The 24911-nt window shown below is 61.0% G+C and carries 22 protein-coding genes; 9 read left to right on the top strand and 13 right to left on the bottom strand.

Going from position 1 to position 24911, the window contains the following annotated elements:
- Window positions 1-258: 258 nt before the first annotated feature.
- Together M0D66_RS27480 and bamC are read right to left on the bottom strand one after the other, a co-directional pair.
- The gene (locus M0D66_RS27480; RefSeq protein WP_167378496.1) at window positions 259-414 is read right to left on the bottom strand and encodes a hypothetical protein; all 156 of its coding nucleotides are present in this window, start codon (window positions 412-414) and stop codon (window positions 259-261) included.
- 187 nt (window positions 415-601) lie between these two features.
- Window positions 602-1822: an outer membrane protein assembly factor BamC gene (bamC, locus tag M0D66_RS27475; protein ID WP_093643063.1), complete on the bottom strand. Its 1221-nt coding sequence runs from the start codon at window positions 1820-1822 to the stop codon at window positions 602-604.
- A 467-nt stretch (window positions 1823-2289) separates the two neighbouring features.
- Here bamC and M0D66_RS27470 point away from each other — a divergent pair, with 467 nt between their 5' ends.
- The 3 genes from M0D66_RS27470 (at window position 2290) to M0D66_RS27460 (ending at window position 6208) form a co-directional block, all read left to right on the top strand.
- On the top strand, window positions 2290-2754 hold the full coding sequence (locus tag M0D66_RS27470; protein WP_266212132.1) for a DUF2844 domain-containing protein: 465 nt from the start codon (window positions 2290-2292) through the stop codon (window positions 2752-2754).
- A 51-nt stretch (window positions 2755-2805) separates the two neighbouring features.
- Window positions 2806-4077 carry a DUF3443 domain-containing protein gene (locus tag M0D66_RS27465; RefSeq protein WP_266212131.1) on the top strand — a complete coding sequence of 424 codons (1272 nt, stop codon included), beginning with the start codon at window positions 2806-2808 and terminating at the stop codon, window positions 4075-4077.
- A gap of 259 nt (window positions 4078-4336) precedes the next feature.
- Window positions 4337-6208 (top strand): glycosyl transferase family 1, encoded by a 1872-nt coding sequence (locus tag M0D66_RS27460; protein ID WP_266212130.1) that lies wholly within the window; start codon window positions 4337-4339, stop codon window positions 6206-6208.
- A gap of 85 nt (window positions 6209-6293) precedes the next feature.
- Here M0D66_RS27460 and M0D66_RS27455 read toward each other — a convergent pair whose 3' ends face one another.
- Window positions 6294-6878 (bottom strand): hypothetical protein, encoded by a 585-nt coding sequence (locus tag M0D66_RS27455; RefSeq protein ID WP_200621962.1) that lies wholly within the window; start codon window positions 6876-6878, stop codon window positions 6294-6296.
- A 290-nt stretch (window positions 6879-7168) separates the two neighbouring features.
- On the opposite strand from M0D66_RS27455, the gene M0D66_RS27450 reads away from it, so the two are divergent.
- Complete coding sequence (locus tag M0D66_RS27450) at window positions 7169-7804, top strand: cadmium resistance transporter (protein ID WP_266212129.1); 636 nt, start codon at window positions 7169-7171, stop codon at window positions 7802-7804.
- A 181-nt stretch (window positions 7805-7985) separates the two neighbouring features.
- Here M0D66_RS27450 and M0D66_RS27445 read toward each other — a convergent pair whose 3' ends face one another.
- Window positions 7986-8315 carry a hypothetical protein gene (locus M0D66_RS27445; RefSeq protein WP_093643360.1) on the bottom strand — a complete coding sequence of 110 codons (330 nt, stop codon included), beginning with the start codon at window positions 8313-8315 and terminating at the stop codon, window positions 7986-7988.
- A gap of 266 nt (window positions 8316-8581) precedes the next feature.
- Between M0D66_RS27445 and M0D66_RS27440 the strand changes: the two genes are divergently transcribed.
- Entirely contained in the window at window positions 8582-9460 is an 879-nt protein-coding gene (locus tag M0D66_RS27440) for a class I SAM-dependent methyltransferase (protein ID WP_093643082.1), read from the top strand.
- 324 nt (window positions 9461-9784) lie between these two features.
- Entirely contained in the window at window positions 9785-11503 is a 1719-nt protein-coding gene (leuA, locus tag M0D66_RS27435) for a 2-isopropylmalate synthase (RefSeq protein ID WP_093643085.1), read from the top strand.
- A gap of 402 nt (window positions 11504-11905) precedes the next feature.
- On the opposite strand, the gene M0D66_RS27430 is transcribed toward leuA, so the two are convergent.
- The 8 genes from M0D66_RS27430 to M0D66_RS27395 all read right to left on the bottom strand — a co-directional run bounded on the left by M0D66_RS27430 (window position 11906) and on the right by M0D66_RS27395 (window position 21842).
- A complete protein-coding gene (locus M0D66_RS27430; RefSeq protein WP_093643088.1) occupies window positions 11906-12679 on the bottom strand; it encodes an amino acid ABC transporter ATP-binding protein in 774 nt (257 codons plus the stop codon).
- Window positions 12679-13356 (bottom strand): amino acid ABC transporter permease, encoded by a 678-nt coding sequence (locus M0D66_RS27425; RefSeq protein ID WP_054040530.1) that lies wholly within the window; start codon window positions 13354-13356, stop codon window positions 12679-12681. Before M0D66_RS27425 ends, M0D66_RS27430 begins: the two co-directional genes overlap by 1 nt.
- Window positions 13357-13378: 22 nt before the next feature.
- Window positions 13379-14161, bottom strand: coding sequence for an amino acid ABC transporter substrate-binding protein (locus M0D66_RS27420; protein ID WP_054040529.1), 783 nt, complete (start codon window positions 14159-14161; stop codon window positions 13379-13381).
- 354 nt (window positions 14162-14515) lie between these two features.
- A complete protein-coding gene (gene hydA, locus M0D66_RS27415) occupies window positions 14516-15967 on the bottom strand; it encodes a dihydropyrimidinase (protein ID WP_266212128.1) in 1452 nt (483 codons plus the stop codon).
- Between the two features lie 75 nt (window positions 15968-16042).
- Complete coding sequence (locus M0D66_RS27410) at window positions 16043-17554, bottom strand: NCS1 family nucleobase:cation symporter-1 (protein WP_200651113.1); 1512 nt, start codon at window positions 17552-17554, stop codon at window positions 16043-16045.
- Between the two features lie 119 nt (window positions 17555-17673).
- Window positions 17674-19008 (bottom strand): NAD-dependent dihydropyrimidine dehydrogenase subunit PreA, encoded by a 1335-nt coding sequence (gene preA / locus M0D66_RS27405; protein ID WP_266212127.1) that lies wholly within the window; start codon window positions 19006-19008, stop codon window positions 17674-17676.
- Window positions 19009-19076: 68 nt separating this feature from the next.
- The gene (locus M0D66_RS27400) at window positions 19077-20426 is read right to left on the bottom strand and encodes an NAD(P)-dependent oxidoreductase (RefSeq protein WP_266212126.1); all 1350 of its coding nucleotides are present in this window, start codon (window positions 20424-20426) and stop codon (window positions 19077-19079) included.
- A 135-nt stretch (window positions 20427-20561) separates the two neighbouring features.
- Window positions 20562-21842 carry a Zn-dependent hydrolase gene (locus tag M0D66_RS27395; protein ID WP_093643107.1) on the bottom strand — a complete coding sequence of 427 codons (1281 nt, stop codon included), beginning with the start codon at window positions 21840-21842 and terminating at the stop codon, window positions 20562-20564.
- Window positions 21843-22144: 302 nt separating this feature from the next.
- Here M0D66_RS27395 and M0D66_RS27390 point away from each other — a divergent pair, with 302 nt between their 5' ends.
- The 3 genes from M0D66_RS27390 to M0D66_RS27380 are packed head-to-tail and all read left to right on the top strand — an operon-like array spanning window position 22145 to window position 23596.
- Window positions 22145-22903, top strand: a complete 759-nt coding sequence (locus tag M0D66_RS27390; protein ID WP_211702403.1) for a TetR/AcrR family transcriptional regulator — start codon at window positions 22145-22147, stop codon at window positions 22901-22903.
- A gap of 46 nt (window positions 22904-22949) precedes the next feature.
- Window positions 22950-23204 carry a type II toxin-antitoxin system Phd/YefM family antitoxin gene (locus tag M0D66_RS27385; RefSeq protein WP_200622331.1) on the top strand — a complete coding sequence of 85 codons (255 nt, stop codon included), beginning with the start codon at window positions 22950-22952 and terminating at the stop codon, window positions 23202-23204.
- On the top strand, window positions 23201-23596 hold the full coding sequence (locus M0D66_RS27380) for a type II toxin-antitoxin system VapC family toxin (RefSeq protein ID WP_266212125.1): 396 nt from the start codon (window positions 23201-23203) through the stop codon (window positions 23594-23596). The genes M0D66_RS27385 and M0D66_RS27380 overlap by 4 nt, the downstream gene beginning before the upstream one ends.
- Before the next feature lie 53 nt (window positions 23597-23649).
- Here M0D66_RS27380 and boxA read toward each other — a convergent pair whose 3' ends face one another.
- Window positions 23650-24894 carry a benzoyl-CoA 2,3-epoxidase subunit BoxA gene (boxA, locus tag M0D66_RS27375; protein ID WP_211702402.1) on the bottom strand — a complete coding sequence of 415 codons (1245 nt, stop codon included), beginning with the start codon at window positions 24892-24894 and terminating at the stop codon, window positions 23650-23652.
- Window positions 24895-24911: the final 17 nt, after the last annotated feature.

The raw sequence follows: 24911 nt of genomic DNA, 5'->3' as shown, positions 1-24911 counted from the left end.
ACGCCGCAAACTCACGTCGGATGTTACGAATCCGGCCCCATGAGTCTTTAAAAGCAGCTTGTGTGCCAGTTATAGCGATTTACAAGAAATTGTTCGCAAGGCATTGATTTTTATTACATTATTTTTCGAACGAGGGGATCTGACAGGGTCTACGGAAGGGGCTTCGCGAGTTACGTCACCGGGGTAACGTCACGTTACATGCGGCCGCACAAGGGCGGCCGCGCCGACTCGTTTCATGCGTTTGAAGCAAGCCGACCGTCACCGCACCGGCCATTTCGTGCGTTGCGCAGCCGTATGCCGGACCCGCAAACCCGTTGGCCGCTGCGTCTCGCGCCGCTCCAGGGCCGCGCCGCAGACAAGCGCCAGGACGAGCAAGCTCGCCGCCCACATCCAGTAAGGAATCACGTCGAACATGGCCATCTCCCCGTTAAGCGTCGCCGGTTCATACCGGTGTTTCAGACAGAAAGCAAAACACGTGCGCGCTGCGATAACGGTCTACGGCTCACTGCGCCGTCAATAAATTGCGGACATAAAAAAACCCGCCCGAAATTGCCTTCCGGGCGGGTTTTGAGACAGCGTTCGCTGTTTGCTACAGCTTCGTTCAGTGCAACTGGTCGACCATCAGACCCATGATCTGCTTGGCCTGCGGGCTCTGATCGATAGATCCCTTGTCGTCGACCACTGCCACGCGGGTCTGGTCAGGCGTCACCGCGCGCACGTTCACGAGATACTGCTTGGCGACCTTTTCCTTCTTGCCGTGGAACACCTGGCTCCAGAAGCCCTGCTCCGCCGAGCTCAGATCCTTCGGATCGACGTAGCGCACGAAGTACAGGCCGCGGCTCGCGTCGCGATCGTCGACCGTGAAGTTGCTGCGATCGAGCGCGAGGCCCACGCGCAGCCACGCACGGTCATACGGCTCGCTGAGCGTCAGCTCGGTGGACGAGAACTGTGCCGCCGTGGTGTTCGCCGCGTCATCCGGCATAGGCTGTTGTGCCGACAACGCCACGTTTTGCGCCGCCGTGGCCGCAGCCGCCGATTTCGCGCCCGCCGTAGCCGCGTTCGGCGCCGTTTGCGTCCCTGCCGGCGAGAGCTGGGCGCTTTGCGTCGTGCGCGAATCGGCCAGCGCCAGCGCTGCCATCAAGCGCTTCAGATATTCCTGCTCCAGGCCCGGATCGTTCGGCTTGGCTTCCCACTTGGTCGACTCGTTGTTCGTGCCGGTGATCGCCTCGCGCATGCCCTTCTGGCTGATGAACACATAGGTGCCGCCGTTCGGCGCCGTTTCGAGACGCGTGCGGTACTTGTTGCGCTCAGAACTCACATAGCTGTTGCCCATTGCCTTGGACAGCGTGTCGCGGATCAGCCCTTCATTGATCGAAGCGTGCGTTTCGTTCCAGTCCGTTTCCATCACGCCCTTGTCGCGCTGGTCGACCACCAGCAGGAAGCCCTGTTCCTGCCAGAAACGGCGGATCGGCGCCCACGCCTGGTCGGGCGCCTTGTTGTCGATCACAAGCCAGCTTTCCGTGCCGTCGCGCTGGATGTGCATGCCGGTCACCTGCGGCACCACCGTCAGGGTGTTCGCGGCCGGTGCTTGCGCCTGGACCTGCTGGAGCGTGGACAGCGAGGTTTCGCCGCCTTGCGGGGGCAACGAACGCTGATCGGCCGTCTCATCGATCATGTTCGGCGGTACGGCAAGTGACACTTGCTTCGATTTCGAGTCGCTTTTGTAGTCGATTTTGGTCGGCGACGAGGTGCCGCAGCCGGCGACCAGACCGCCTGCCATCAGCATTACTGCAAACCGCTTGGTAAGACGAAGATCAGTCATGTTCGGGGAATCCTTCCGCTACGCCACGGCAAGTTTCCGTGGATCAACCCAACATTTTACCGATCCCGGCGAGTCATGTGCAAAAACCCGGCTTTGCCCGTGAATTGAGCAGCGCGCGGACGGCAAATCCTGGGGTGCGTCGAAGGGTCTGGATACCGATGAATCGCTGCGCTGCGTGTCCCTTTCATATCGGAAAAACGCGCCGCTTCACGGCGGCGATCATGTCCTTCCGCGGCAAATTTAACAGTTCACAACGTTTCTCAAACGCTTGTAGGTCGTGACCTAGCTCCTTGTCAGATCATTGTTTTAAAAGACACTTTTCACCTTCGCCACAGACTATTTCCGAGATTCGCTGAAGCGCCGCGCGCCGCGCCTGACAACGATCAGGAAACCTGAGTGTTATCTTGAATTGAACATCTCAATAAAAATTTAGCGCCCCGGGTTTTCCAATAACGAGACAGGTTGCCATGCCAAATTCCTCTTTCTTACTAGCCTTCGCTGTCGCGGCAATGGTGGCTGCCCTGTTGTCTGTCAGTGCCGATGTGCGTGCCGAATTGGGCGGCACGATGCCCAGCCAGGCGAATTCGACGGCCGCGGCGCCCCAAACCTTGCTGAACGGCGCCTTACGCCTGCGCACAATGACCGACGCAGGCAACACCACCATCAACGAGTACGCGACGAATAGCGGCCAGATCATCGCTTATACGTGGCAAGGCCCGACCATGCCGGATCTGCGCGCGCTGCTCGGCCGGTACGCCGACTCCTACAGGGCGGGCGCCGCCGCCTCGGCTCCGGACGGCAATCTGCACGCCTCTCGGGTTGTCAGGCCAGACGTGATCGTGGAATCGGGTGGTCCGATGCGCGGCTATGTCGGACGCGCGTGGCTGCCGGCGGCGCTGCCCGCCGGTGTCACCGCCGACGACCTCCGCTGACGCGGGCCAGCAGGCAAAAAGCCGCCCCGAACACTCGCCCCCCTACATGCCATGAAGACCTCTTCCCGTCTCCGCACCCTGCTCCTAACTTGCGCCGTGCTCGCTGGTTGTGGTGGCGGCGGTGGCAGCAGTACGCCGGCTGCCTCCACCCAGGCGGGCTCGACGAGCCCGGCCAGCAGTCCGAACGCCGCGAGCGCGCCATCCGGAAACGTTGGAGCCAGCGCAACGAACTCCGTGCCGCAGTCGAACACGCCGAATGTCCAGCCGATCACGGTCAGCGCCGCGCCGGGCCTGACGCGCAACATGCTGACCACCAGCGTCACCGTCTGCCGGCCCGGCACCAGCAATTGCGCGACGATCGACAATATTCAGGTCGACACCGGCTCACAGGGCTTGCGGATTCTCGCCTCGGCGCTGCCGGCTGACCTTTCGCTGGCGGCCGTGGCCTCGGGCAGCGGCATCGCGGGTGAGTGCGCGGTATTCGGCGGCGGCTATACGTGGGGCGCGGTGCGCGGCGCGGACGTGCGGATGGCCGGCCAACTGGCCACCTCGATTCCGATCCAGCTGATTGCCGACCCCACGCTGCCCAATGTGCCCACCGATTGCGCCGGTTCAGGCAGCGCGATGCTGACCGTCGCGAACCTGCGCGCCAACGGCATTCTCGGCGTCGGACTGTTTGCGGCCGATTGCGGCAGTGGCTGCGTCAACTCGGCGCTGCCACGCTGGTATTACAGCTGCGACGCCAGCGGCGCCTGCCTCGCGAGCACGCAAGCGCTCGCCCAGCAGGTGACCAATCCGGTCAGCCGCTTCGCGCTCGACAACAACGGCGTGGTGATCGACCTGCCGGCGATCGCCGACTCGGGTGCGCCCAGCGTGTCGGGCTCCTTGATATTCGGCATCGGCACTCAGGCGAATAACACGCTGGGCGGCGCGACCATCTTCAGGACCAACTCGCAGACGGGTTATGTGCGTACTACCAGCGCCGGCCAGACTTACGGGCAAAGCTACCTCGACAGTGGCTCGAACGGCCTGTTCTTCAACAATAGCCAATTGCCCCGATGCGGTTACTGGTACTGCCCAAGTTCCACGCAAACAGCGAGCGCCTCGATTGCCGGCACGGATGGCGTGTCGAGCACGGTGTCGTTTTCGATCGGCAATTCGAGCGCACTGTTTGGCTCGTCGAATAACGCCTTCGACAACCTGGCCGGCATTGCGAGCAACAGCTTCGGCTGGGGCCTGCCCTTCTTCTTCGGACGACGCGTTTATACGGCGATTGCATCGAGCGTGACGTCGGCCGGGCCAGGGCCGTATTACGCGTTCTGATTGGTTGATGTCGGGGCCGCCTTGCGCGGACAAGCGCGTCGGGCGGATTCGATTGAGTGCCCGAGCAGACGTGGCCTATTGAGCGCCAACCCCCGCCTCAAACGGAAAAGTCCTACAGACAGATCGGATTCCCCTGCGAGGAAAATTCCCAAACTCACATCTCGCGCTTATTTGATACGCCCTGACAGCAATAATCGTCGTTTCCGGCTAGCGTCATCTCGATATCGTTAGCTCTGCATACTCTAATAACAGTGAAACGATGGAAGTCACCTTTTCGCTCGACGATTTCGAGCAACTCGTCTACACGCGGCAGCATACGCAAGCCTCACTTCAGCTCATCGCGGCACTCGCACTCCTCCAGCAAACGCGCGGTGAGTTGAACGCGAGCTTCAGAGCATCGGGCATGACCGACCTGTCTCCCAATGAGCAACGCGAGCGTTTCTGCACACGTCTGACAAGTGCGGCGTCTACGTTGTTCGCCGACCCGGATTTCCGGCCGCCCACCGCGTGCGTCAGATTGTTTTTCACGTTGCATGAATGGATCGGCACGCTGTTCTCGGCCACGGCGTTCGGCAATGCGGACCACGTCGTCCGTCATCTCAATCCTCGCGGCGCGGCGGACACGCAGTTTCTGCCGGGAGATAGCTTCATCGAGAAGCTGTGCGTGCTCTATTCGACCGAGTCCGAACTGGAACTCGACTTCGCCGCACTCTGGGCGCACGACAAAACTATCGCGGCCTGTCTCGCGCTCGCTTTGCTAGCGCCGGTCTTCAATGGCTCGCCAAGCGCGCATCTCAAGCGCGAGGCGCTGCTGGAGTGGCTGCCCGGCAAGCTGCAGCTCATCGACGATCTCGACGATCTGCCATCGGCCGTGCTGCACAACGCCTATATGTTCTGCAGCTATGCCGATACGCCGCGTCGGCACGCGATCAAGCAGGACATCAACGTGCTGGTGCGCCGCAAGCTGGCACAACTCGGCCTGACCGACTTGCCCGCAGCGAAACCCAAGCCTGCCAGAGGCAAATCGCGGCGCGGCAAGAAGCCGCTGATGGTGGTAGTGCTGGAATGGTTCAGCGGCGCCCATTCGATCTACCGCACGCACTCGCGTACGCTCGAAGCCGCACGCGAACATTTCGAGGTGGTGGGCTTCGGCTTCGGTTATGCGCTCGACGAAGTGGGGCGGGACGTTTTCGACCGTTTTATCGAACTGGAAGAGCCCGACTACATCGGCGAGTGCCTGAAAAAGATTCGCGATTTCGCCGAGGCCGAGCAACCGGACGTGTTGTACATGCCGAGCGTCGGCATGTTCGTGCTAACCGTGTTCATGTCCAATCTGCGCATCGCGCCGTTGCAGATCGCTGCGCTCGGCCATCCCGCTACCACGCACTCAGACAAGATCGACTACATCAGCGCCGAGGAAGATTATGTTGGCGACCCGGCCTGCTTCAGCGAGCGTCTGATGAAGTTGCCGAAAGACGGGCAACCGTACCGCCCGTCCGTCGCGTTGCCGGACATCGTCGCGCAGATTCCGTCGCGGCGCGAGACGCTGCAGATCGTCATCACCGCCAGCGCGATGAAACTCAATCCCGGCTTTCTCGACGCGTGCCGCGAAATCGGCGCGCGTGCGGCCACGCCCGTTGAGTTTCACTTCATGACCGGTGTGCCGTCGGGTCTGCCGTTCGACCGTCTGCGCGACGCCATCGTGCGTGCAGTACCGGGCGCTGTCGTGCATGACTTTCACGACTACGCCGCGTATCTGGCGCGCGTCAACCAGGCCGATCTGTTCCTGAGCCCGTTTCCGTTCGGCAACACCAACGGTATCGTCGATGCACTGACGCTTGGCTTGCCGGGCGTATGCAAACGCGGGCCGGAAGTGTTCGAGCAGATCGACGGGGCGCTATTCGAGCGCGTGGGCATGCCCTCGTGGACCACCTCGAACAGCGTCGAGACGTATATCGCTGCGGCCGTGCGCATGATCGACCAGCGCGACGAGCGCACGGCGCTGCGCCAACGTCTGATCGACACGCAGGCGGTGCAGCGCTGCTTCGAAGGGCGGCCGCAGGCGTTCGGCGAAAGCGTGCTGAAACTGATGCGCCAAAACAAAAGCCGCCTCGCGGATGGGGCGGCTTGAACTTTGTGTTTTGTGTTTCGCGGTTCGCGGTTCGCGGTTGAGCAGGCGTTAGCGAAAGCTGCCCGCGCCCGTTGCGAGCAAGGCTTTACTCGGCGGCTTCGCTCGCAGCAGTGGGGGCCGGCGTGGCGAGCTTTGCCGGCGCCAACCAGCTGAATACGCTCAGCGCGGAGCCGTGGAATGTGCACTCAGCGGCGGCTGCCGTATTGACCTTCTTCGGCTTGGCCGATTTGAGCGAAGCTGCGTCACTCGCCGAAGCAGCGAGGCTCGCTGAAGCGGCCGTCGCATCCGAAGCCGCTGCAGCCGTCACGCGTGAGGCAGCAGCCGCGGCCGAAGCCGAGGAAGCCCCCTGCGCCACGGACACGCCGGACGCCGCGCGCACGCCCGAAGCCGGGTGAGGCGCATTCGCCAATTTCGCCGCGGACGCCGCCGAAGCGGCCGCAACCTCCGAAGCCGTCATCACATGCTCGATCGATCCCTCGACGACCACCCGCGAGCCGTCGATAGCGGTGCCCGTATGAGCGATCCTCAGCGTATCCGGCGACGACGTTTCAGCCAGCTTGCTTCGCATCAACTGCTCGCATGCATCCGAGTTCTTGTAGACGGCCGTGCAGGCCACCAGCAGCGCTGCAGCAGTCGTGACGCAGGCGATAGAGAGAATCCGAACTTTCATTGACGTTCCGTTTTGCAAGCCGTCGGCAATTGTAGCTTACGGGCTGGCGGATCGGCACCGCCGCCGCTCACGGGGACTGCACAGGGAGAAGAACGGAGACAGTGGCGCGGCACCTCGCAAGGACGTGCCGATCCGCACATCACACAAGACAAAGAGACGGCTTGACCGCGACGCCTTGCATCGGCATCGTGTTGACCGGTCGCCATACCTGCGGCACGCCACCTCTTCAGCCGGACCCGCTTGATGGGTGCGGAACCGTTTTCCCACTGCGCATTGACCGGCTTTTCCGCATGTTCAGCCTTGCCCTGCTCGCCGTCGCCGCCTACGCCGCGACTAACATCGACAACCTTTTCGTGCTGCTCGCCTTCCTTGCGGAAACGGGCGGCCAGCGTCGGCGCGTGATCGCCGGGCAGTTTGCCGGTTCGCTGACCTTGATCGTAGGGTCGATTCTGCTCGCCGCACTGTTGACACGCCTACCTTTCGGCTACGTCGGTCTGCTCGGTATCTTGCCGATCGGCGTGGGCCTGAGCAAAGCATGGGCGCGCTTTCGCCCCGGCCACGTGGATCAGGTGCAAGAGGCGCAGGCCACGGCGGGCACGCGTGCACCAGCCACGCCAACTAAGGCCGGCGCAGGCTCGTCATGGTGGACAGTGGCATGCGTGGCGGTCGCCAACGGCTCGGACAATCTCGCTGTCTACGTGCCCCTGTACGCGAGTCATTCGCATAGCGAGGGCATGTTCATCTCGCTGGTGTTCGTCGTCATGATCGGCCTCTGGTGCGCAGGAGCGGTGTGGCTGGTGGAGCATCCTTTGCTGGGCGCGCCGATCCGGCGCTATGGCACCGCGTTGCTGCCGCTGATCCTACTGGTCATTGGCGTCTCGGTGATCGTGCATAACGATACCTTGCGGATCGTGTTCGGTATCTGAGGCGGACCGACGGCCGAAGATCCGATCGCCGGGCGGTGCGATGGTCGCGCCTCGCACCTGAAAGGCTGAGTCTGAGCCAAAGCCTGAATCCGGGTCCAAACCAGAAACCTTACAGTCCGTGCCGGGATGCGCTGCTGCCAGCGCGCGATGCAGCACGACCGACTGTCGCCCACGCCAACGGTCAGTTCGACGGCATTTGCGGCTGCACGTAAGTGCGCACGCCGGCGAGCGGCGACCCGTAACCGCCCGACTGGGTATTATTCGGCAATCCATTGACCAGTTGCGCGCGCGGATCGGTCGGATTCAGATTCAACTCGCCCGCCTGCTGGTTGCCGTGCGTCGGATATTCGCTGCCGCGCGCCGCGCTCGGCATCACGCGCGTACTGTTTTGCGGCGCGTTGATGTCGTCCTGCACGCTCAGGCCCTGTGCGCCAGCCTGCGCGGCGACGCCGCAAGCGAGCGCATACAGCAGAACCCCCACTACCCTCGACGTCCTCGATGTTCGCTTCATACCGACCTCCGGCAAGTGCAAAGTGAAATGAAAGGCGATCATGTCCGCGATTCCAGTACAGGCGCGGCAGACGCTGATCACATCATTTATACGCGCTACCTCCTCTTTCGGATTCGGCACAATCTGCCCGCCCACCGTAAAAGTGCCGAACTGGCATGCCCCGTGCGCTCACCAAAGCCACGAGGGACACGGGATCACAGCAAATACCCCAAGCGCATATCGTTATGCCGATTGGCGCTTTCTTTCCAGGACGATCGCGCCCGATAATGGCTGCCATGAACACCCACCCCACTCCCCAAGCCCGCGCGCTGCGTTCCGCGCTCGCGGCACTGAGCGCGGCACTGCTGCTAGCCGCCTGCGCCGCTCCAACGGCATCGACCTCTCTCTCGGCGGCTGATTCCGCCTCGCTCGATGCCGCCATTTCGGGGCCGCAGCGTAGCGACAGGAACCGTGCACGCGATGTCTACCGCCATCCGAAGGAAACGCTGCAGTTCTTCGGCGTGACGTCGTCGCAAACCGTGCTGGAGATCGCGCCCGGTGGCGGCTGGTACACGGAGATACTCGCGCCCTATCTGCACGACCACGGCAAGCTGTACGAGGCGCAATACGACAGCCCGGACGCCGCGTCGTTGGCAGAAGAGCAGGCTGGCCGGGCGTCGTTCGCGCGCAAGCTGGCGGCCACTCCCGCTGTCTATAGCAATGTCGTGGTCGGCACACTGCGAGCAGGTCAGTTCAGCGGCTTTCCGGCCGACGGCAGCGTTGACGAGGTGCTGACCTTCCGCAATATCCACAACTGGATCAAGGACGGCCAGATCGACGCCAATCTGCGCGCCTTTTACGCGGCACTCAAGCCGGGCGGCATCCTCGGCGTCGAGGAACATCGCGCGGCGCCGGGCACTTCGCTGCAACAGACCATCGACAGCGGCTATGTCACCGAAGCCTATGTCATCGAACACGCCCGAGCGGCAGGTTTCGAATTGGCGGGCCAAAGCGAGGTGAACAGCAATCCGCGCGACACGAAAAACTATCCGCACGGTGTGTGGTCGCTGCCGCCCACGTATGAGGGCCACGACGTCGACCGGGCGAAGTACGCCGCGATCGGCGAGTCGGATCGCATGACCTTGCGCTTCGTGAAACCCAGGTGACACGTATGACCGGCCCGGGTTTCAGCGCGCGCCGGCCGGTATAAGCCCTTCCGGCCGGTACGCGCTTCGCCGCACCGGCGCTTGACGGGATCCCAATAATATGTTCCTATTGCGCACTATGTACCGCGCCCAGACCATCCTATCGCTACTACTAGCCCGCTCTACCGGGCTAGGTCTGCTGCTGCGCGCTTCCATCTGATACACCCGAAGCACCGCTCAATTCCCCAGTAACTGACCCAGCCCCGGTTTCCGACCGGCGGCAGTGCTTTGTCTTTTCGTCGTCCGGTCGACAACCCAGGTTGATCGATCCCAAGGATGATGAAAATGTTGAAGAACCCTGCTACCAAGTACCACTCGTTCAAGCCAATCAATTTGACCGACCGCCAGTGGCCGTCACGCGTCATCACGCGTGCGCCGATCTGGATGAGTACCGATCTGCGTGACGGCAACCAGGCGCTGTTCGAGCCGATGAACGCGCAACGCAAGATGCGCATGTTCAAGACGCTGGTGCAGATTGGCTTCAAGGAAATCGAAGTCGCATTTCCGTCTGCCTCGCAGACCGACTTCAATTTCGTGCGTGAGTTGATCGAAGGCGGTCATATCCCCGACGACGTCACCATCGAAGTGTTGACGCAAGCTCGTGACGACCTGATCGAACGCACCTTCGAGTCCTTGCGTGGCGCGCCGCGCGCCATCGTCCACCTGTACAACGCCACCGCGCCGGAATTCCGCCGCATCGTGTTCGGCCTCGAAAAGAGCGGCGTGAAAGAACTCGCGCAAAACGCCGCGCGTACGATGAAGCGTCTCGCCGACGCGACGCCGGAAACGCACTTCACGCTGCAATACAGCCCGGAAGTGTTCAGCGGTACCGAGCTCGAATTCGCCAAGGAAGTATGTGACGCGGTGTTCGATATCTGGCAACCGACGCCGGAACACAAAGCGATCGTCAACCTGCCCGCTACCGTCGAAATGGCTACGCCGAACGTCTACGCGGACCAGATCGAATGGATGCATCGTAATCTTGCGCGTCGCGATTCGTTGATCGTTTCAGTGCATCCGCACAACGATCGCGGCACGGCCGTGGCTGCCGCTGAACTGGCGGTGATGGCGGGAGCGGATCGGGTCGAGGGGTGTTTGTTCGGCAATGGCGAACGTACCGGCAATGTCGATCTCGTGACGCTCGCGTTGAATCTGTACACGCAGGGTGTCGATCCTGAACTCGATTTTTCGAATATCAATGAAGTCGCGCGGACTGCTGAGGAATGCACGCAGTTGCCGGTGCATCCGCGCCATCCGTATGTCGGCGATCTGGTGTTCACCGCGTTCTCCGGCTCGCATCAGGATGCGATCAAGAAGGGTTTTGCGGTGCAGAAACCGGACGCGGTCTGGGAAGTGCCTTATATGCCGATCGATCCTAGCGATCTTGGGCGCACCTATGATTCAGTTATTCGCGTGAATAGCCAGTCTGGCAAGGGTGGGATTGCTTATTTGCTCGAGCAGGGCTATGGGGTTGTGTTGCCGCGGCGCTTGCAGGTTGATTTCAGTTCGGCCGTGCAGCGCTATACGGATGATAGCGGGCAGGAAGTGACGCCTTCGCAGATCTGGGAATTGTTTCAGCAGGAGTACGTGCATAGTGTTGAGCCGATTCGCTATATCGGGCATAGCCTGTCCGAACGCGGCGATCGGGAGCATATCAAGCTCACTGTCGATATTCATGGCTCGCGGCGCGTGTTGAGTGGTGAAGGGAATGGGCCGCTTGATGCGTTGATGCATGCTATGGGGGTGCCGGTGCGGATTCAGCACTATGAGGAGCGTGCTTTGACTCAGGGCGCTGATGCGCGGGCTGTTGCTGTTGCTGAAATGGCTGGCGCTGATGTGGCTGGGAGTGCGTTTGGGGTTGGGATTGATGCCAATCTGGTGACTGCTTCTATTCGGGCTGTTATTAGTGGGGTTAATCGCGCTTATGAACGCGCTAGTTCCGGTGCGCAGGAGCGGTTTTTTGAAGTCGCGCTTAGGGATGACGCGGAGCGTGTGGCGGTTTGAGTTTTTTTCCTTGGTCTGGCTTTGGTGCCTTTCCTTGTTTTGTTAGTGGTCTATTAGCGTTGTCCCTGTGCGGGGCGGCACCTACTTTTCTTTGCCGCCGCAAAGAAAAGTAGGCAAAAGAAAGCGGCTCAAACCGCTAATGCTAAGTGGGCACCGTGGTTTACTCAGGGTAGTGGTGCATCTGGAATCTGAGTTCGTGCACCTGCAAGCGCTTGTGACAAGGGAGTCATACTTCCCGACTCGCACTGCGTGCTCGTAGGAAGAGTCTGCTAGAAAACCAGTGGGCTCGGTTTGGCACTGTTCTATATTTTTCTTGAGGGGCGCTTTGGCGCCCCTCTTTTCTTGTACTGCGTTGCCGGAGATCGATACGCTGGCTTTGCTCCCGCCCTTCCCTCTCTCAGGTCAACCTCGCTCTGTCCATGCGTCCGGCAAGCTGTGCGTCAGTGTCGATACGAAGCGCTCTGTTTCCGGTTGGCTCGGGTTCATGAAAATGTCCCTTGATGGGCCCGCCTCGATCACTACGCCGTTGTTCAGAAACACTACGTCTCGTGCGATTGTCGCGGCTAGACGCAAATCGTGCGTTGCCATCAACATCGTCATGCCTTCCGTCGCGAGTTGCTTGAGTACGTCTACTACCTCCGCGGCTAGTCCGGGGTCCAGTGCCGAGGTGGGTTCGTCGCACAACAATACTTCCGGCGATGGTGCCAGCGCCCGCGCTATTGCTACGCGTTGCTGCTGGCCGCCGGACAGCGTCGAAGGCCATGCGTCTGCTTTTTGCGCGATGCCGACTTTCTCCAGCAATTCGTCTGCTCGTACGCGCGCTTTTTCCTTGTCCCACTTCTGTACGGTCAGCAAGCCTTCCATGACGTTCTGGCGGACCGTCAAGTGCGGAAACAACTGGAAGTTCTGGAATACCATGCCGGTGCGGCGGCGGATCGTCAGTACCTCCTCGCGCGGGGGCTTGTGGTCGCGGCTGAATTCGAGGCGTTGGTCGCCGACTTGAAGTGATCCAGATTCCGGGATTTCCAACAGGTTCACGCAGCGCAACAGCGTACTCTTGCCACTGCCAGATGGGCCAATCAGCGCGGTGACGTTGCCCGAGGCGAGTTGCAGATCCACCGAGTTCAACACCCGGTTCTCGCCGAAGTACTTGTCGATTTTTTCCAGTCGAATCATCAGTTGCCCGCATGGAAAAGTGCGTGACGGCCGAACTTGCGCTCGAGCCGGACTTGCGCCGACGACAATACCGAACTGAACACAAGATAAACCAGCGCCGCCTCTGTGTAGAGAATCAGCGGTTCATAGGTCACGGATGCGATTCGCTGCGCTGCCTGAAATACCTCAGGTACCGTCAGCACCGCCGCTAGCGATGTGTCCTTCACCAACGCGATGAACGAGTTCGACAGCGGCGGTAGCGCGACGCGCGCCGCCTGCGGCAAGATCGCGCGGCGCAGCGCCTGTTCACGCGTCATGCCCATCGAGTACGCTGCTTCCCACTGGCCCTTCGGGATCGACTCGATCACGCCGCGTATCACTTCCGAGTTATACGCACCGACATTCAGCGAAAAACCGATGATCGCCGCCGTCAACGGATCGAGCACAATGCCCACGTTCGGCAGTCCGTAGAAAATCACGAACAGTTGCACAAGCAACGGCGAGCCGCGAAACAGCCACACGTAGAAACGGACGCACGCGATCGCCCACTTCGGCCCGAATAGCCGGACCAGCGCGACGATAAACGCGAGCACGATCCCGATAGCGAAGGATGCCAGCGTGAGCGGCACGGTAAAGACGAGCCCCGCATACAGCAGGGGCCACAGCGACTGCGCCATCAGATGCAACCATGCCGGCATGATTCAGACTCGCAGATGACGCTTATTGGGAGACGTCTTTACCGAAGTACTTCTGTGAAATCTTCGCGTAAGTGCCGTCTTTCTTGATGTCGGCGAGCGCCTTGTTGATGGCCGCCTGCAATTCCGGGCTGCCCTTGCGGATCAGCACCGCGGATTTGTCGCTACTGTCAGCCGACGTGTCGAGCGCGGCGATCTTCACCTTCGCATCCGGCTTGTGCTTCTTGAAGTCGAGGAACGACAGCGAATCGTTGACAGTCGCGTCGACGCGGCCCGAGGTCAGCAGGTCGACCGATTCGTTGAAGCCCTGCACGGGAATCACCTCGGCGCCGTGCGCAGCCGCAATCTTGCCGAAGTTGCTGGTCAGCGTATTCGCCGATTTCTTGCCCTTCAGGTCGTCAAACGTCTTGATCGTGGTGTTGTCCGAACGCACGATCAGCGCCGCGTGCGATGTGATGTACGGGTCCGAGAAATCGTATTTCGCTTTGCGTGCGTCGGTGACAGCGACTTCGTTGATCACCGAGTCGTAGCGGTTCACATCGAGACCGGCGATCAGGCCGTCCCATTTCCCTTCGACGAATTGCGGCTTGACGCCCAGGCGCTTGGCGATCTCGGTGCCGATCTCGACGTCGAAGCCGGTCAGCTTGCCGGATTCATCGTGGTACGTGAACGGTGCGTAGGTGCCTTCGGTGCCGATCTTGAACACGCCCGCGGACTTGATCTGCGCGAGCTCGTCAGCAGCGAATGCCGGGCTCAGGGTCACCGCTTGCAGCAGCGCGATCAGCAGAATGGAACGAATCGACTTCATCTGGTGGCTCCGTAAAGTTTGCTACGTCAGTTGCATGGTTTTGTGTGCGGCATCCCGCCGGCGGTCAGACCCGGCAGAGTGGGCGGACTGTAGCAAACGGTTTGCGTTTTTACAAAGGATCAGGTTTCCGATCAATATGCGCTTGCGTGCTAAGCGGACAGCCAAGGTGGCTCATACAACGTCGAATTCGACTTTACAGCAGATATGGCAGACGCGGCATGCATCGCACCACGGAACACGTGCCGGGCGCCATCGGGGAAAACGCGGGAGGGGTATCGCCGCGGCGAACGCGCGGCGTTGAAAAATGGTCGGTACGGGCGGCATTGCGAGGCCGCCCGTCAGTTTGCAAACGGCTTACCGTTCTACCGGATGCGGCTCCTTGCGCTTATTGGCCACCCGGATCGCGTCGAAGTAAGCCGGATTCGGCGGGCGCTTCAGATAACGCCCTGCGCCACGCACTGCCCGCAGTTCGCCTTCGGTCCATGCGAGCGCGCCGCGCGTGAGCGTGTGCTTCGCCACGCCCTGCACCGTCATGCCTTCGAACACGTTGAAGTCGACCTTCTGGTGATGCGTCTTCACCGAAATCGTCTTGCTTGCCTGCGGATCCCACACGACCAGGTCTGCATCGGCCCCCACCTGAACCGCACCTTTCCGCGGATACAGGTTGAAAATCTGCGCGGCGTTAGTTGAGGTAATGCGCACGAATTCGTTCGGCGTGAGACGCCCCGAATTCACGCCGTGATGCCAGAGCACCGCCATACGATCTTCCACGCCGCCGCAGCCGTTCGGGATCTTCGTAAAGTCCTCACGACCCATGGCCTTCTGTGACGCGCAGAACACGCAGTGGTCGGTCGCGGTGGTGTGCAATTGGCCCGCTTGCAAACCCCGCCACAATGCTTCGCGATGCTCCGCGGAACGGAACGGCGGGCTCATCACGTGCGCCGCCGCGCGGGTCCAGTCGGGATCGCGATACACCGCTTCGTCGATCACCAGATGGCCCGGCAACACTTCGCCGAATACGCGAAGGCCTTCGCTGCGGGCACGCGCAATCGCGTCGACCGCATCCTTCGCGGACACGTGGACGATATACACCGGCACGCCTAACACTTGCGCAATGCGGATCGCCCGATTGGCGGCCTCTCCTTCTACTTCAGGCGGCCGTGACAACGGATGCGCCTCCGGACCCGTAAAGCCTTTCGCCAGCAATTGACGCTGTAACTGAAACACCAGTTCACCGTTCTCCGCATGCACGGTGGGCAGCGCGCCGAGTTCGAGCGAGCGCGAGAAGCTGTTTACCAGCACTTCGTCGTCGGCCATGATGGCGTTCTTGTAGGCCATGAAGTGCTTGAAACTCGACACGCCGTGTTCGTGCACCAGCGTACCCATGTCGCGATAGACCGAATCGTCCCACCACGTCACCGCAACGTGAAAGCCATAATCTGCCGATGCTTTCTCAGCCCAGCCGCGCCATTCCTTGAAGGCATCCATCAGCGATTGCTTCGGGCTCGGAATCACGAAGTCGATGATGCTGGTCGTGCCGCCGGATAGACCCGCGGCCGTACCGGTATAGAAATCGTCGCTGGCCGTGGTGCCCATGAACGGCAACTCCATATGCGTATGCGGATCGATGCCGCCGGGCATCACATACTGCCCGCCCGCATCGACGATCGTCGCGCCGGCCGGCGCCTCCAGGTCCACTCCGATCTGCAGGATCGTGCCGCCGTCCTGCGGGTCCGCACACAACACGTCCGCACGATACGTGTTCTCCGCGTCGATAATCGTGCCGCCGCGAATCAGGGTCGTCATGGTGCCGCCTCCTTATGAACTGCTGGTTTCGGTGCTACGTACTTCATCTGCTTCGTGCGTGGCTTATGGACACTCTCAGGCACTCGCCACGCGCGCACTCGGTCCTTTGCTCAACTTCATCCACGCGCTATATACGATCGACGCCAACGCGAGTCCGACAAACCATGCATACGTATAGAGCGTGTTGAAAATCGCCGGCACGTTCGGAAACGATGCCGGAAACGCGGTGTGCAGGAAGCCCGGCAGATTCGGCAGCACGCCGACCACGAGCGCCACCACCGCGCCGATATTCCAGCCGCCCGTGTAGCTGTACTCGCCATGCTCGTCGAACAGTTCGCGCGTGTCCAGCCGTGTGCCGCGAATCAGGAAGTAGTCGACCATCAGAATGCCCGCCACCGGACCGAGCAAAGCCGAGTAACCGACCAACCAAGTAAAGATATAACCCTGCGTGGTGGCGAGAATCTTCCACGGCATCATCACGATGGCAATGGTCGCGGTAATCATGCCACCGACGCGATACGAAATACCCTTCGGCCACAGGCTCGAAAAGTCATAAGCCGGGCCGACGAGATTCGCCGCCAGATTGCAGCACATCGTATCCAGCGTCAGGATGATCAGTGCAAGGCCGACGCCTATGCCCGTCATGCGGCTCGTCAGATCGATCGGGTCCCAGATCGCCTTGCCGTAGATCACCACGGTCGCCGATGTCACCACCACGGAGATCACCGAGAGCAAGGCCATCGGCACCGGCAAACCAATCGACTGGCCGATGATCTGGTCGCGCTGCGTTTTGGCAAAGCGCGTGAAGTCGGGAATGTTCAGCGCGAGCGTCGCCCAGAAGCCCACCATTGCCGTGAGGCCGGGCCAGAAAGTCGCCCAGAACATTCCTTCTTTCTTGCCGCCCGGCACGAATTGCGACGGCGCCGACAACATCGAGCCGAGACCGCCCGCCTTCGAGGTGGCCCACCACACCAGCGCAATACACATCACGATCTTGATCGGCGCGGACCAGCTTTCGAGCCAGCGAATCGAGTCAGTGCCGTGCACAATAAAATATATCTGCAGCGCCCAGAACACGAGGAAACACGCGAGCTGCGTGAGCGAGATGTCGAGGAACGGCAAGGCCGCGCCGTGCAGCGCGTTGCCGGTCAGAATGTTCAGCAGCGTGTAGATCGCGCTGCCGCCAAGCCATGTCTGAATGCCGTACCAGCCACACGCGACGATCGCCCGCAGCATCGCCGGCAATTTCGCACCCTGCGTGCCGAAGGAAGAACGCACGAGCACCGCGTACGGAATGCCGTGTTTCGCGCCCGCATGCCCGATCAACAGCATCGGCACCAGCACGATCAGATTGCCGAGCAACACGGTTGCCACCGCCTGCCACGGCGACATGCCCTCCTCCGTCAATCCGGCCGCGAGCATGTATGACGCGATGTTCATCACCATCCCCACCCACAACGCGGCGAAGTGATACCACCGCCACGTGCGCTGTGCGACGCCGGTCGGCGCAAGGTCATCGTTGTAAAGACTGCTGCCCTGCGCGCCGGCCGCAAACTGCGGATCGACGGGTTGCGCTGTCTGCTTCATCGAAAGATCTCCACTGATCGTTGAGGCCCGCGCGGCTTCTGATGGCGCGTCAGGCCCTAAGGGAAAATTACAGGTTCAGTACAAGCGCTTCGTTTCTTTTCCTACAGGTCGCCCACGTTTCAGGCTGCTTTTGCTGCGTGGGCATGGGCATGCTCGGTGGTTTCAGCCGCGTCTGACTTGTCGCTTTCACCGGCATTCACCCGTGCAGGGTTGTTCGGATGCGTAGTCCAGTTCGCGTACTCGCCGCTGTCCACGCGCTCCATCGTGATGCACTGCTCGACCGGGCACACATGCATGCACAGATTGCAGCCGACACATTCGGAGTCCATCACTTCAAAATGCCGGACGCCATCTTTTTCTTTCATGATCGCCTGGTGCGCAGTGTCTTCGCAGGCGATATGGCAGAGGCCGCACTGAATGCACTTGTCCTGATCGATGCGCGCCTTGATGTCGTATTTGAGGTTCAGGTACTTCCAGTCGGTGACGTTAGGTACGGCGCGGCCGCGAATATCGTCGAGCGTGGCGTAGCCTTTTTCGTCCATCCAGTTCGAGAGACCATCCGCGAGATCGGAGACGATGCGGAATCCATAGTGCATTGCCGCCGTGCAGACCTGCACGCTGCCTGCTCCGAGCACCATGAATTCGGCCGCATCGCGCCACGATGAAATGCCGCCGATGCCGGAGATCGGCAGTTTCGGCGTTTCGACGTCGCGCGCAATTTCAGCCACCATGTTCAGCGCGATCGGCTTCACCGCCGGACCGCAATAGCCACCATGTGTGCCTTTGCCGTCGACCATCGGCAGCGGCGACATCGCGTCGAGATCCACCGCGACGATCGAGTTGATCGTGTTGATCAGCGACACGCCGTCCGCGCCGCCTTTATAGGCCGCACGCGAACCGAGGCGGATGTCGCTGATATTCGGCGTGAGCTTGACGAGGCAAGGCAGCTTCGAGCCTTCCTTAACCCAGCGCGTGACCATCTCGATGTACTCGGGCACCTGACCGACCGCAGCACCCATGCCGCGCTCGCTCATGCCGTGCGGACAGCCGAAATTCAATTCCACCGCGTCGGCGCCGGTGTCTTCGACGAGCGGCAAAATCCACTTCCAGTCACGCTCGTTGCACGGCACCATCAGCGAGACGATCATCGCGCGGTCCGGCCAATCGCGTTTGACCTGGGCGATTTCCTTGAGGTTGACGTCGAGCGGACGGTCCGTGATCAGTTCGATGTTGTTCAGGCCCGCGATGCGCTGGCCGTTCCATTGCACTGCACCGTAGCGCGAGCTGACGTTCACTACATGCGGGTCGAGGCCCAGCGTCTTCCACACGACCCCGCCCCAGCCCGCTTCGAACGCGCGGTTCACGTTATAGGCTTTGTCGGTCGGCGGCGCGGAAGCGAGCCAGAAAGGATTCGGCGACGTAATTCCGGCAATCGTACAGCGCAGATCGGCCATGTTCGGCTCCTTGGGGACTGCTTGTTTTATCTTGGTGTGATACGCGGCTTAAGTGGCTCTGTCCTGTCTTACGCGGCTTTGACTGCCGTGCGGGCGAACTGGGCGTCGATCGCGGCGGCGGCAATCTTGCCGTCCTGCACCGCTTGGACTGTCAGATCGATCCCGCCAGTCGCTGCACAATCGCCACCCGCCCATACGCCTGGCAGCGAGGTTTGTCCGTTTGCATCGACCGCGATGCGGCTGCCGTCCAGCGTCAACAGTTCGCGCTCGATGCCGACCGGCACCAACGTCTGTCCGATTGCCTTGAGCACCATGTCGGCTTCGACCACGAAGCGCTCCTGACTGCCATCGCCTGACGTGCGCTCGAATTCGACGCCCGTCACCACGCCGCCTTCTCCGATCAAACGCACCGGCTTTGCATGCGTGACGAGCGTGACGCCGTTGGTCTGCGCGAAATCACGCTCGGCCCACGTCGCGCTCATCGACTCGACGCCGCGCCGATACACCATCGTCACCGAGGTCGCGCCGAGCTTGTGGCTTTGCACGGCGGCATCCACTGCCGTATTGCCGCCACCGATCACGACAACTCGCCGGCCCACCGGCACCGTTCCGAAGTCGCTCGCCGTGCGCACCTGTTCGATGAAATCCACTGCGTTCATCACGCCGCTCAGGTCCTCGCCTTCCATCGCCAATGCGCGCACGCCTGTGAGACCGATCGCGAGGAAGACCGCATCGTGCTGCTTGCGCAGCGCGTCGAGCTCCACGTCACGTCCAAGCGCGACACCGTTTTCGATCTCAATGCCGCCGATCGAGCACAACCACGCCACTTCACACTGCGCAAAATCATCGACGGTTTTATAGGCAGCGATGCCGTATTCGTTCAGGCCACCCGCTTTCTCGTGGGCGTCATAGATCGTCACGTTATGGCCGGCCAATGCAAGCCGATGCGCACAGGCAAGTCCGGCCGGTCCCGCACCGACCACTGCAACATGCCGACCCGTTTCAGCCGCGCGCTTGAACAGCACTTCACCGCGCGCCATCGCCCAATCGGTCGCATGACGTTGCAACGCGCCGATCGCCACCGGCTTCGCATCCTGATGGTTGCGCACGCAAGCACCCTCGCAAAGAATCTCGGTCGGGCAAACGCGCGAGCACATGCCGCCCAGCGGATTCGCCGACAGAATGTCGACGGCCGCGCCCTTCAGATTGCCGTTGCTGATCTTGCGAATGAAACTGGGAATGTCGATCTGTGTCGGACACGCGTTCACACACGGCGCGTCGTAACAGTAATGACAGCGGCTCGCTGCTGCGGCCGCGGCACTCGGGTCGAGCAACGGTGCGATATCGGAGAACTCGCACGAGAGTTGATCGGCCGATAGGCGCTGAGGCGCAATATCGCCGGTTTGCTTGATGGCCATACACGCTCCTTCTTCGATGTGAGGACGTAGCCGGTCCCGTCGGCTGCGCTGAAGCGAAGCCGGGGCGGCATGTTTTATAGGCACTACGGTGAGGCTAGGGAATAGCTAAAACCCGCCACAACTACCGCTAAAGCGTTATGAAACCGGCTCGCACGCTCGTCCGAGCATGGCGTGCAACAAGACGTTCGCGCCCGCTTCGATCCATTCGAAGGTCGCGTCCTCGATCTCGTTGTGACTGATCCCGTCGACGCACGGGACGAACACCATCGAAGTCGGCGCGACTTGCGACAGATAGCACGCGTCATGTCCCGCACCGGACACCATGTTGCGATGCGGATAGCCGAAGCGTTCGGCCGCGGCGCGCACTGACTTCACGCAGGCTTCGTCGAAAGCGACCGGCGCGTAGTAAAAGATCTGCTCGAGTTCGGTTTCCAGACCGATGGTGCTGGTGATTTTCTTCACGCCCTCACGTAACGCGGCATCCATCTTCGCGAGTACCGCGTCGTCCGGATGACGGAAGTCGACGGTGAAGAACACGCGGCCCGGAATCACATTGCGCGAGTTCGGATAGACCTGCATCATGCCGACCGTCGCGCAGCCGAACGGCGCGTTATCCAGCCCGATGCGATTGACCAGATCGACCACACGCGCGGCCCCGAGCAACGCATCGCGACGGCGCGGCATCGGCGTCGGACCCGCATGCGCCTCCTGCCCCGTCAGCGTGATCTCGTACCAGCGTTGACCTTGCGCATCGGTCACCACGCCAATGGTTTTGTGCTCGGCTTCGAGAATCGGCCCTTGTTCGATGTGCAATTCGAACGCGGCATGCAGGGGACGTCCACCGCAAGGCAGATCGCCCGCATAACCGATACGTTTGAGTTCCTCGCCGATGGTCTTGCCGTCCACATCCTTGCGCGAGAGGCCGTAGTCCAGTGTGAAGACGCCGGCGAACACCCCCGAGGCAACCATGGCGGGCGCAAAGCGCGAGCCCTCCTCGTTGGTCCAGATCACCACTTCAACCGGATGCTCGGTCTCGATGTCGTGATCGTTGAGACTGCGGATCACTTCGAGCCCGCCTAGCACGCCGTAGATACCGTCGAAGCGGCCGCCGGTCGGCTGCGAGTCCGCATGCGAACCGGTCATAACCGGCAACGCATCAGGGTTGCGCCCGGCACGGCGCATGAACACATTGCCCATCTGATCGACACTGACCGTGCAGCCCGCTTCTTTCGCCCAACTGACGATCAGGTCACGCCCCTGTTTGTCGAGGTCGGTCAGCGCCAGCCGGCAGACGCCGCCTTTGGGCGTCGCGCCGATCTTCGCCATCGTCATCAGGCTGTCCCACAGCCGCTTGCCGTCGACCTTGATCGACGTAGCGGGTTCTGCGTGCTTCAGCGCTTCGGATACCGCGTTCATTCGTCTCGCTCCTTTCGGTGAACCGACATGAAACTGGTGCATCGGCGGCGGGTTTTGGGGCGCGGCCGCACGGCGGCGGTGCACACTCGATGCCTTTGATCGCCTCTTATACAGAGGGCAAACCCTGGGGCATCTCCCGCTCTCTCAATCCTGTCCAGTTGGACAGGTTGTAGACGATTAAGCCCGCCAAATCAACACCTTTCGTACGGTGACAAACATAGCGAGAAGCGTGCCATTGCACTGCAGCACGCATTTTTCGACAACCTCGAATGCGCGTGTCCATCCGCGCTCAAACGACTAGAATGAAGCGCGACGCGGCACACATGCCGATGCAGGCCAACATGAGAGACGACAACGTGGCTGCCGACATCACGGAAAACGACGAGACACTGGACGAAACTCGCGCGCCTTTGCGGCGGCGCAAGGCGCACATTCGCGAGTCGAATGAAGCGCATTTGCTGGCGTGCGCCGAAGCGGTTTTCGCCGAGCGAGGACTCGATGGAACCAGCACGGCGATGATTGCGGAGCGTGCAGGCTTACCGAAAGCTAACCTGCATTACTACTTCCCGACAAAGCTCGCGTTGTACCGGCGTGTGCTGGAAGACCTGTTCGAAGACTGGCATCGCGCGGCGGATACCTTCGAATGCAGTGACGATCCGGTCGAAGCGATTGGCGGATACGTACGCGCGAAAATGGAGTTATCGCGCCGCCGGCCCTTAGGCTCGAAGGTGTGGGCGAGCGAGATCATTCACGGCGCAGAGCATATGGAGGACATTCTCACCGGGCGCGTGAAGCCGTGGCTGGATAGCCGGGTGAAGGTGATCGACAACTGGATTGCGCGCGGGCTGCTGGCGCCGGTGGATGCGCAAACGCTGATGTACATGATCTGGGCAACCACGCAGCATTACGCCGACTTCGACGCGCAGATTCGCGCGCTTAAAGGCAAACGCGCGCTGACACAGAAGGCGTTTGAGGTGACGACGGAGGAAGTCGTGCAGTTGGTGATTCGTGCGTGTGGGGCGGTGTCGCCGGCGCAAGGGAAAGGGTCAGCCGTTCAATGACTACTTCCATCTAGTCATTTTGGAGTACAATAGTGACTATAGGCAAATGACTATAGGAGCTACTGTGCAAGGCAATCTGGTATCGAAGTCTGAATTCAAGGCCAAGGCGCTCGAATTGTTCCGGCAAGTGGAGGCGTCCGGTGAAAGCTTGATTGTCACCGACCACGGCAAGCCAGCGCTTGAAGTCCGGCCCTATCGCGGTGTAGAACGCAGTCCGCTAGACGTGCTACGCGGCTCGGTCGTGCGTTACGACAATCCCACCGCTCCCGTTGGAGAGGATGACTGGGAGGCGACGCAGTGATCGTTCTGGATACCCATACTTTGGTCTGGTGGGTCACCGGCGATCCGACGTTAAGCAAGAAAGCAAAGACTGCCATCGCGCACGAAATGGCCGGCGGGGAAATCGTCGTGTCGGCCATTTCCGCATGGGAAATAGCCATGCTGGTGGAGCGCGAGAGGCTCCTACTCTCGATGGATGTCAGCAGTTGGCTCGCCACCGTCTCGGCAATCGAAGCTGTGCGCTTTATACCTGTCGATGTGGAAATCGCAACGAAGTCCGTCGATCTTCCCGGTGAGTTCCACAGAGACCCAGCCGACAGGATGATCGTCGCGACCGCTCGCAAGTTTGCCGTACCGCTAGTGACAAAAGACGAAAAAATTCGCGCGTATCCACACATCAAAACGATCTGGTAAAGACCATGAGGCCCGCAGGCATGCGGGCCAATTCATGGCCAGACATCAGTCAATCAATACGTCTCCAGATGCAACCGCCCTTCCCGCTTCAGCTTCATCCATAGCGCTTCCCAGTCGAGCTGGTGCTGTTCGCCGATTTCCTTGAGCGCTTGCAGCACGCCGTCTTCCATCCCCTTCAAGCCGCACACGTAGATATGCGTGTTGTCGTCCTTGAGCATCTGTGCGACATCGACCGCACGCTCACGCATCGCGTCCTGCACGTAGCGTTTGGGCTGCCCCGGCGTGCGCGAAAACGCCAGATTCGTGTCGATGAAATCCTTCGGCAGATTCGTCAATGGACCAAAGTACGGCAACTCTTCTTTTGTACGCGCGCCGAAGAACAACATCAGCTTGCCGGTCGCGCCTTTCAGACGACGCCGCCTACGATATTCGGTCATCGCGCGCATCGGCGCCGAGCCTGTGCCCGTGCAAATCATCAGCAGATGCGAGTTCGGATGGTTCGGCATCAGGAAGGTGCCGCCGAACGGGCCTATTACGCTGACCACGTCGCCCTTCTTCAGATCGCACAGATAATTCGAGCAGACTCCATCGAGCGCATCGCCGTGCTGCTGGGACACGCGCTTCACGGTGAGAGAAACATTGTTGTAGCCGGGCCGCTCGCCATCGCGCGGACTCGCAATCGAATACTGCCGCGCGTGATGTGTGCGGCCATCTGCGGTCGCGCCCGGTGGCAGGACGCCGATCGACTGGCCCTCAAGCACAGGGAAAGGCATCGAACCGAAATCGAGCACGATGTGGTGGATGTCGCTATCCGTCGAGCCGTCCGTGAGCCGGTAGTTGCCGACCACCGTCGCGGTAGTCGGCGCCTTGTGCGTATAGAGATTCACGTACGGTTTCGCCGCGGACCATGGCGGCACGACCGACCCACGCACGGTATCGACTTCAATACCGCTTGCGTCCGCTGGCGCATCGCCTGAGGCTCCGGCCGCGACCGATTCATCTTCCGCAGCAGGCACCGCCATTGTGTTCTGCTCGGGCAGCACGTCCCATTTGAACTGCTCGTCAATGGAATACGCATCGGCTTTCAGCACAGTGCGCCAGTTATCGATCGAGCCAGTCGGACACGGTGGCACGCACGCCATGCAGCCGTTGCAGACATCCGCCTTGACCACATAATTGTTCTCGTCGTGCGTGATCGCATCGACCGGGCAAGTCTCTTCGCAGGTATTGCAGCGAATGCAGATTTCCGGATCGATCAGATGTTGCCTGAGAACTTCGATCGATACTGGACCGTTCATGACTTCCTCCACCAGAT

This window comes from Paraburkholderia sp. SECH2 (assembly GCF_030464795.1).
Taxonomy (GTDB): domain Bacteria; phylum Pseudomonadota; class Gammaproteobacteria; order Burkholderiales; family Burkholderiaceae; genus Paraburkholderia; species Paraburkholderia aspalathi.
The sequence above is the reverse complement of the archived record's forward strand: the minus strand, read 5'-3'. Positions and strand labels throughout refer to the sequence as shown.

Excerpts from the sequence above, each read along its gene's own strand:
- M0D66_RS27465 (WP_266212131.1), top strand. The coding sequence starts at position 2,806 with ATGAAGACCTCTTCCCGTCTCCGCACCCTGCTCCTAACTTGCGCCGTG.
- M0D66_RS27385 (WP_200622331.1), top strand. The coding sequence starts at position 22,950 with ATGACTATAGGAGCTACTGTGCAAGGCAATCTGGTATCGAAGTCTGAA.
- M0D66_RS27390 (WP_211702403.1), top strand. The coding sequence starts at position 22,145 with ATGAAGCGCGACGCGGCACACATGCCGATGCAGGCCAACATGAGAGAC.
- M0D66_RS27395 (WP_093643107.1), bottom strand. The coding sequence starts at position 21,842 with ATGAACGCGGTATCCGAAGCGCTGAAGCACGCAGAACCCGCTACGTCG.
- M0D66_RS27400 (WP_266212126.1), bottom strand. The coding sequence starts at position 20,426 with ATGGCCATCAAGCAAACCGGCGATATTGCGCCTCAGCGCCTATCGGCC.
- leuA (WP_093643085.1), top strand. The coding sequence starts at position 9,785 with ATGTTGAAGAACCCTGCTACCAAGTACCACTCGTTCAAGCCAATCAAT.
- M0D66_RS27460 (WP_266212130.1), top strand. The coding sequence starts at position 4,337 with ATGGAAGTCACCTTTTCGCTCGACGATTTCGAGCAACTCGTCTACACG.
- M0D66_RS27430 (WP_093643088.1), bottom strand. The coding sequence starts at position 12,679 with ATGATTCGACTGGAAAAAATCGACAAGTACTTCGGCGAGAACCGGGTG.
- M0D66_RS27445 (WP_093643360.1), bottom strand. The coding sequence starts at position 8,315 with ATGAAGCGAACATCGAGGACGTCGAGGGTAGTGGGGGTTCTGCTGTAT.
- M0D66_RS27425 (WP_054040530.1), bottom strand. The coding sequence starts at position 13,356 with ATGCCGGCATGGTTGCATCTGATGGCGCAGTCGCTGTGGCCCCTGCTG.
- M0D66_RS27440 (WP_093643082.1), top strand. The coding sequence starts at position 8,582 with ATGGCTGCCATGAACACCCACCCCACTCCCCAAGCCCGCGCGCTGCGT.
- M0D66_RS27450 (WP_266212129.1), top strand. The coding sequence starts at position 7,169 with ATGTTCAGCCTTGCCCTGCTCGCCGTCGCCGCCTACGCCGCGACTAAC.
- M0D66_RS27420 (WP_054040529.1), bottom strand. The coding sequence starts at position 14,161 with ATGAAGTCGATTCGTTCCATTCTGCTGATCGCGCTGCTGCAAGCGGTG.
- M0D66_RS27455 (WP_200621962.1), bottom strand. The coding sequence starts at position 6,878 with ATGAAAGTTCGGATTCTCTCTATCGCCTGCGTCACGACTGCTGCAGCG.
- bamC (WP_093643063.1), bottom strand. The coding sequence starts at position 1,822 with ATGACTGATCTTCGTCTTACCAAGCGGTTTGCAGTAATGCTGATGGCA.
- preA (WP_266212127.1), bottom strand. The coding sequence starts at position 19,008 with ATGGCCGATCTGCGCTGTACGATTGCCGGAATTACGTCGCCGAATCCT.
- M0D66_RS27480 (WP_167378496.1), bottom strand. The coding sequence starts at position 414 with ATGTTCGACGTGATTCCTTACTGGATGTGGGCGGCGAGCTTGCTCGTC.
- hydA (WP_266212128.1), bottom strand. The coding sequence starts at position 15,967 with ATGACGACCCTGATTCGCGGCGGCACGATTATCGACGCGGAGAACACG.
- boxA (WP_211702402.1), bottom strand. The coding sequence starts at position 24,894 with ATGAACGGTCCAGTATCGATCGAAGTTCTCAGGCAACATCTGATCGAT.
- M0D66_RS27410 (WP_200651113.1), bottom strand. The coding sequence starts at position 17,554 with ATGAAGCAGACAGCGCAACCCGTCGATCCGCAGTTTGCGGCCGGCGCG.
- M0D66_RS27470 (WP_266212132.1), top strand. The coding sequence starts at position 2,290 with ATGCCAAATTCCTCTTTCTTACTAGCCTTCGCTGTCGCGGCAATGGTG.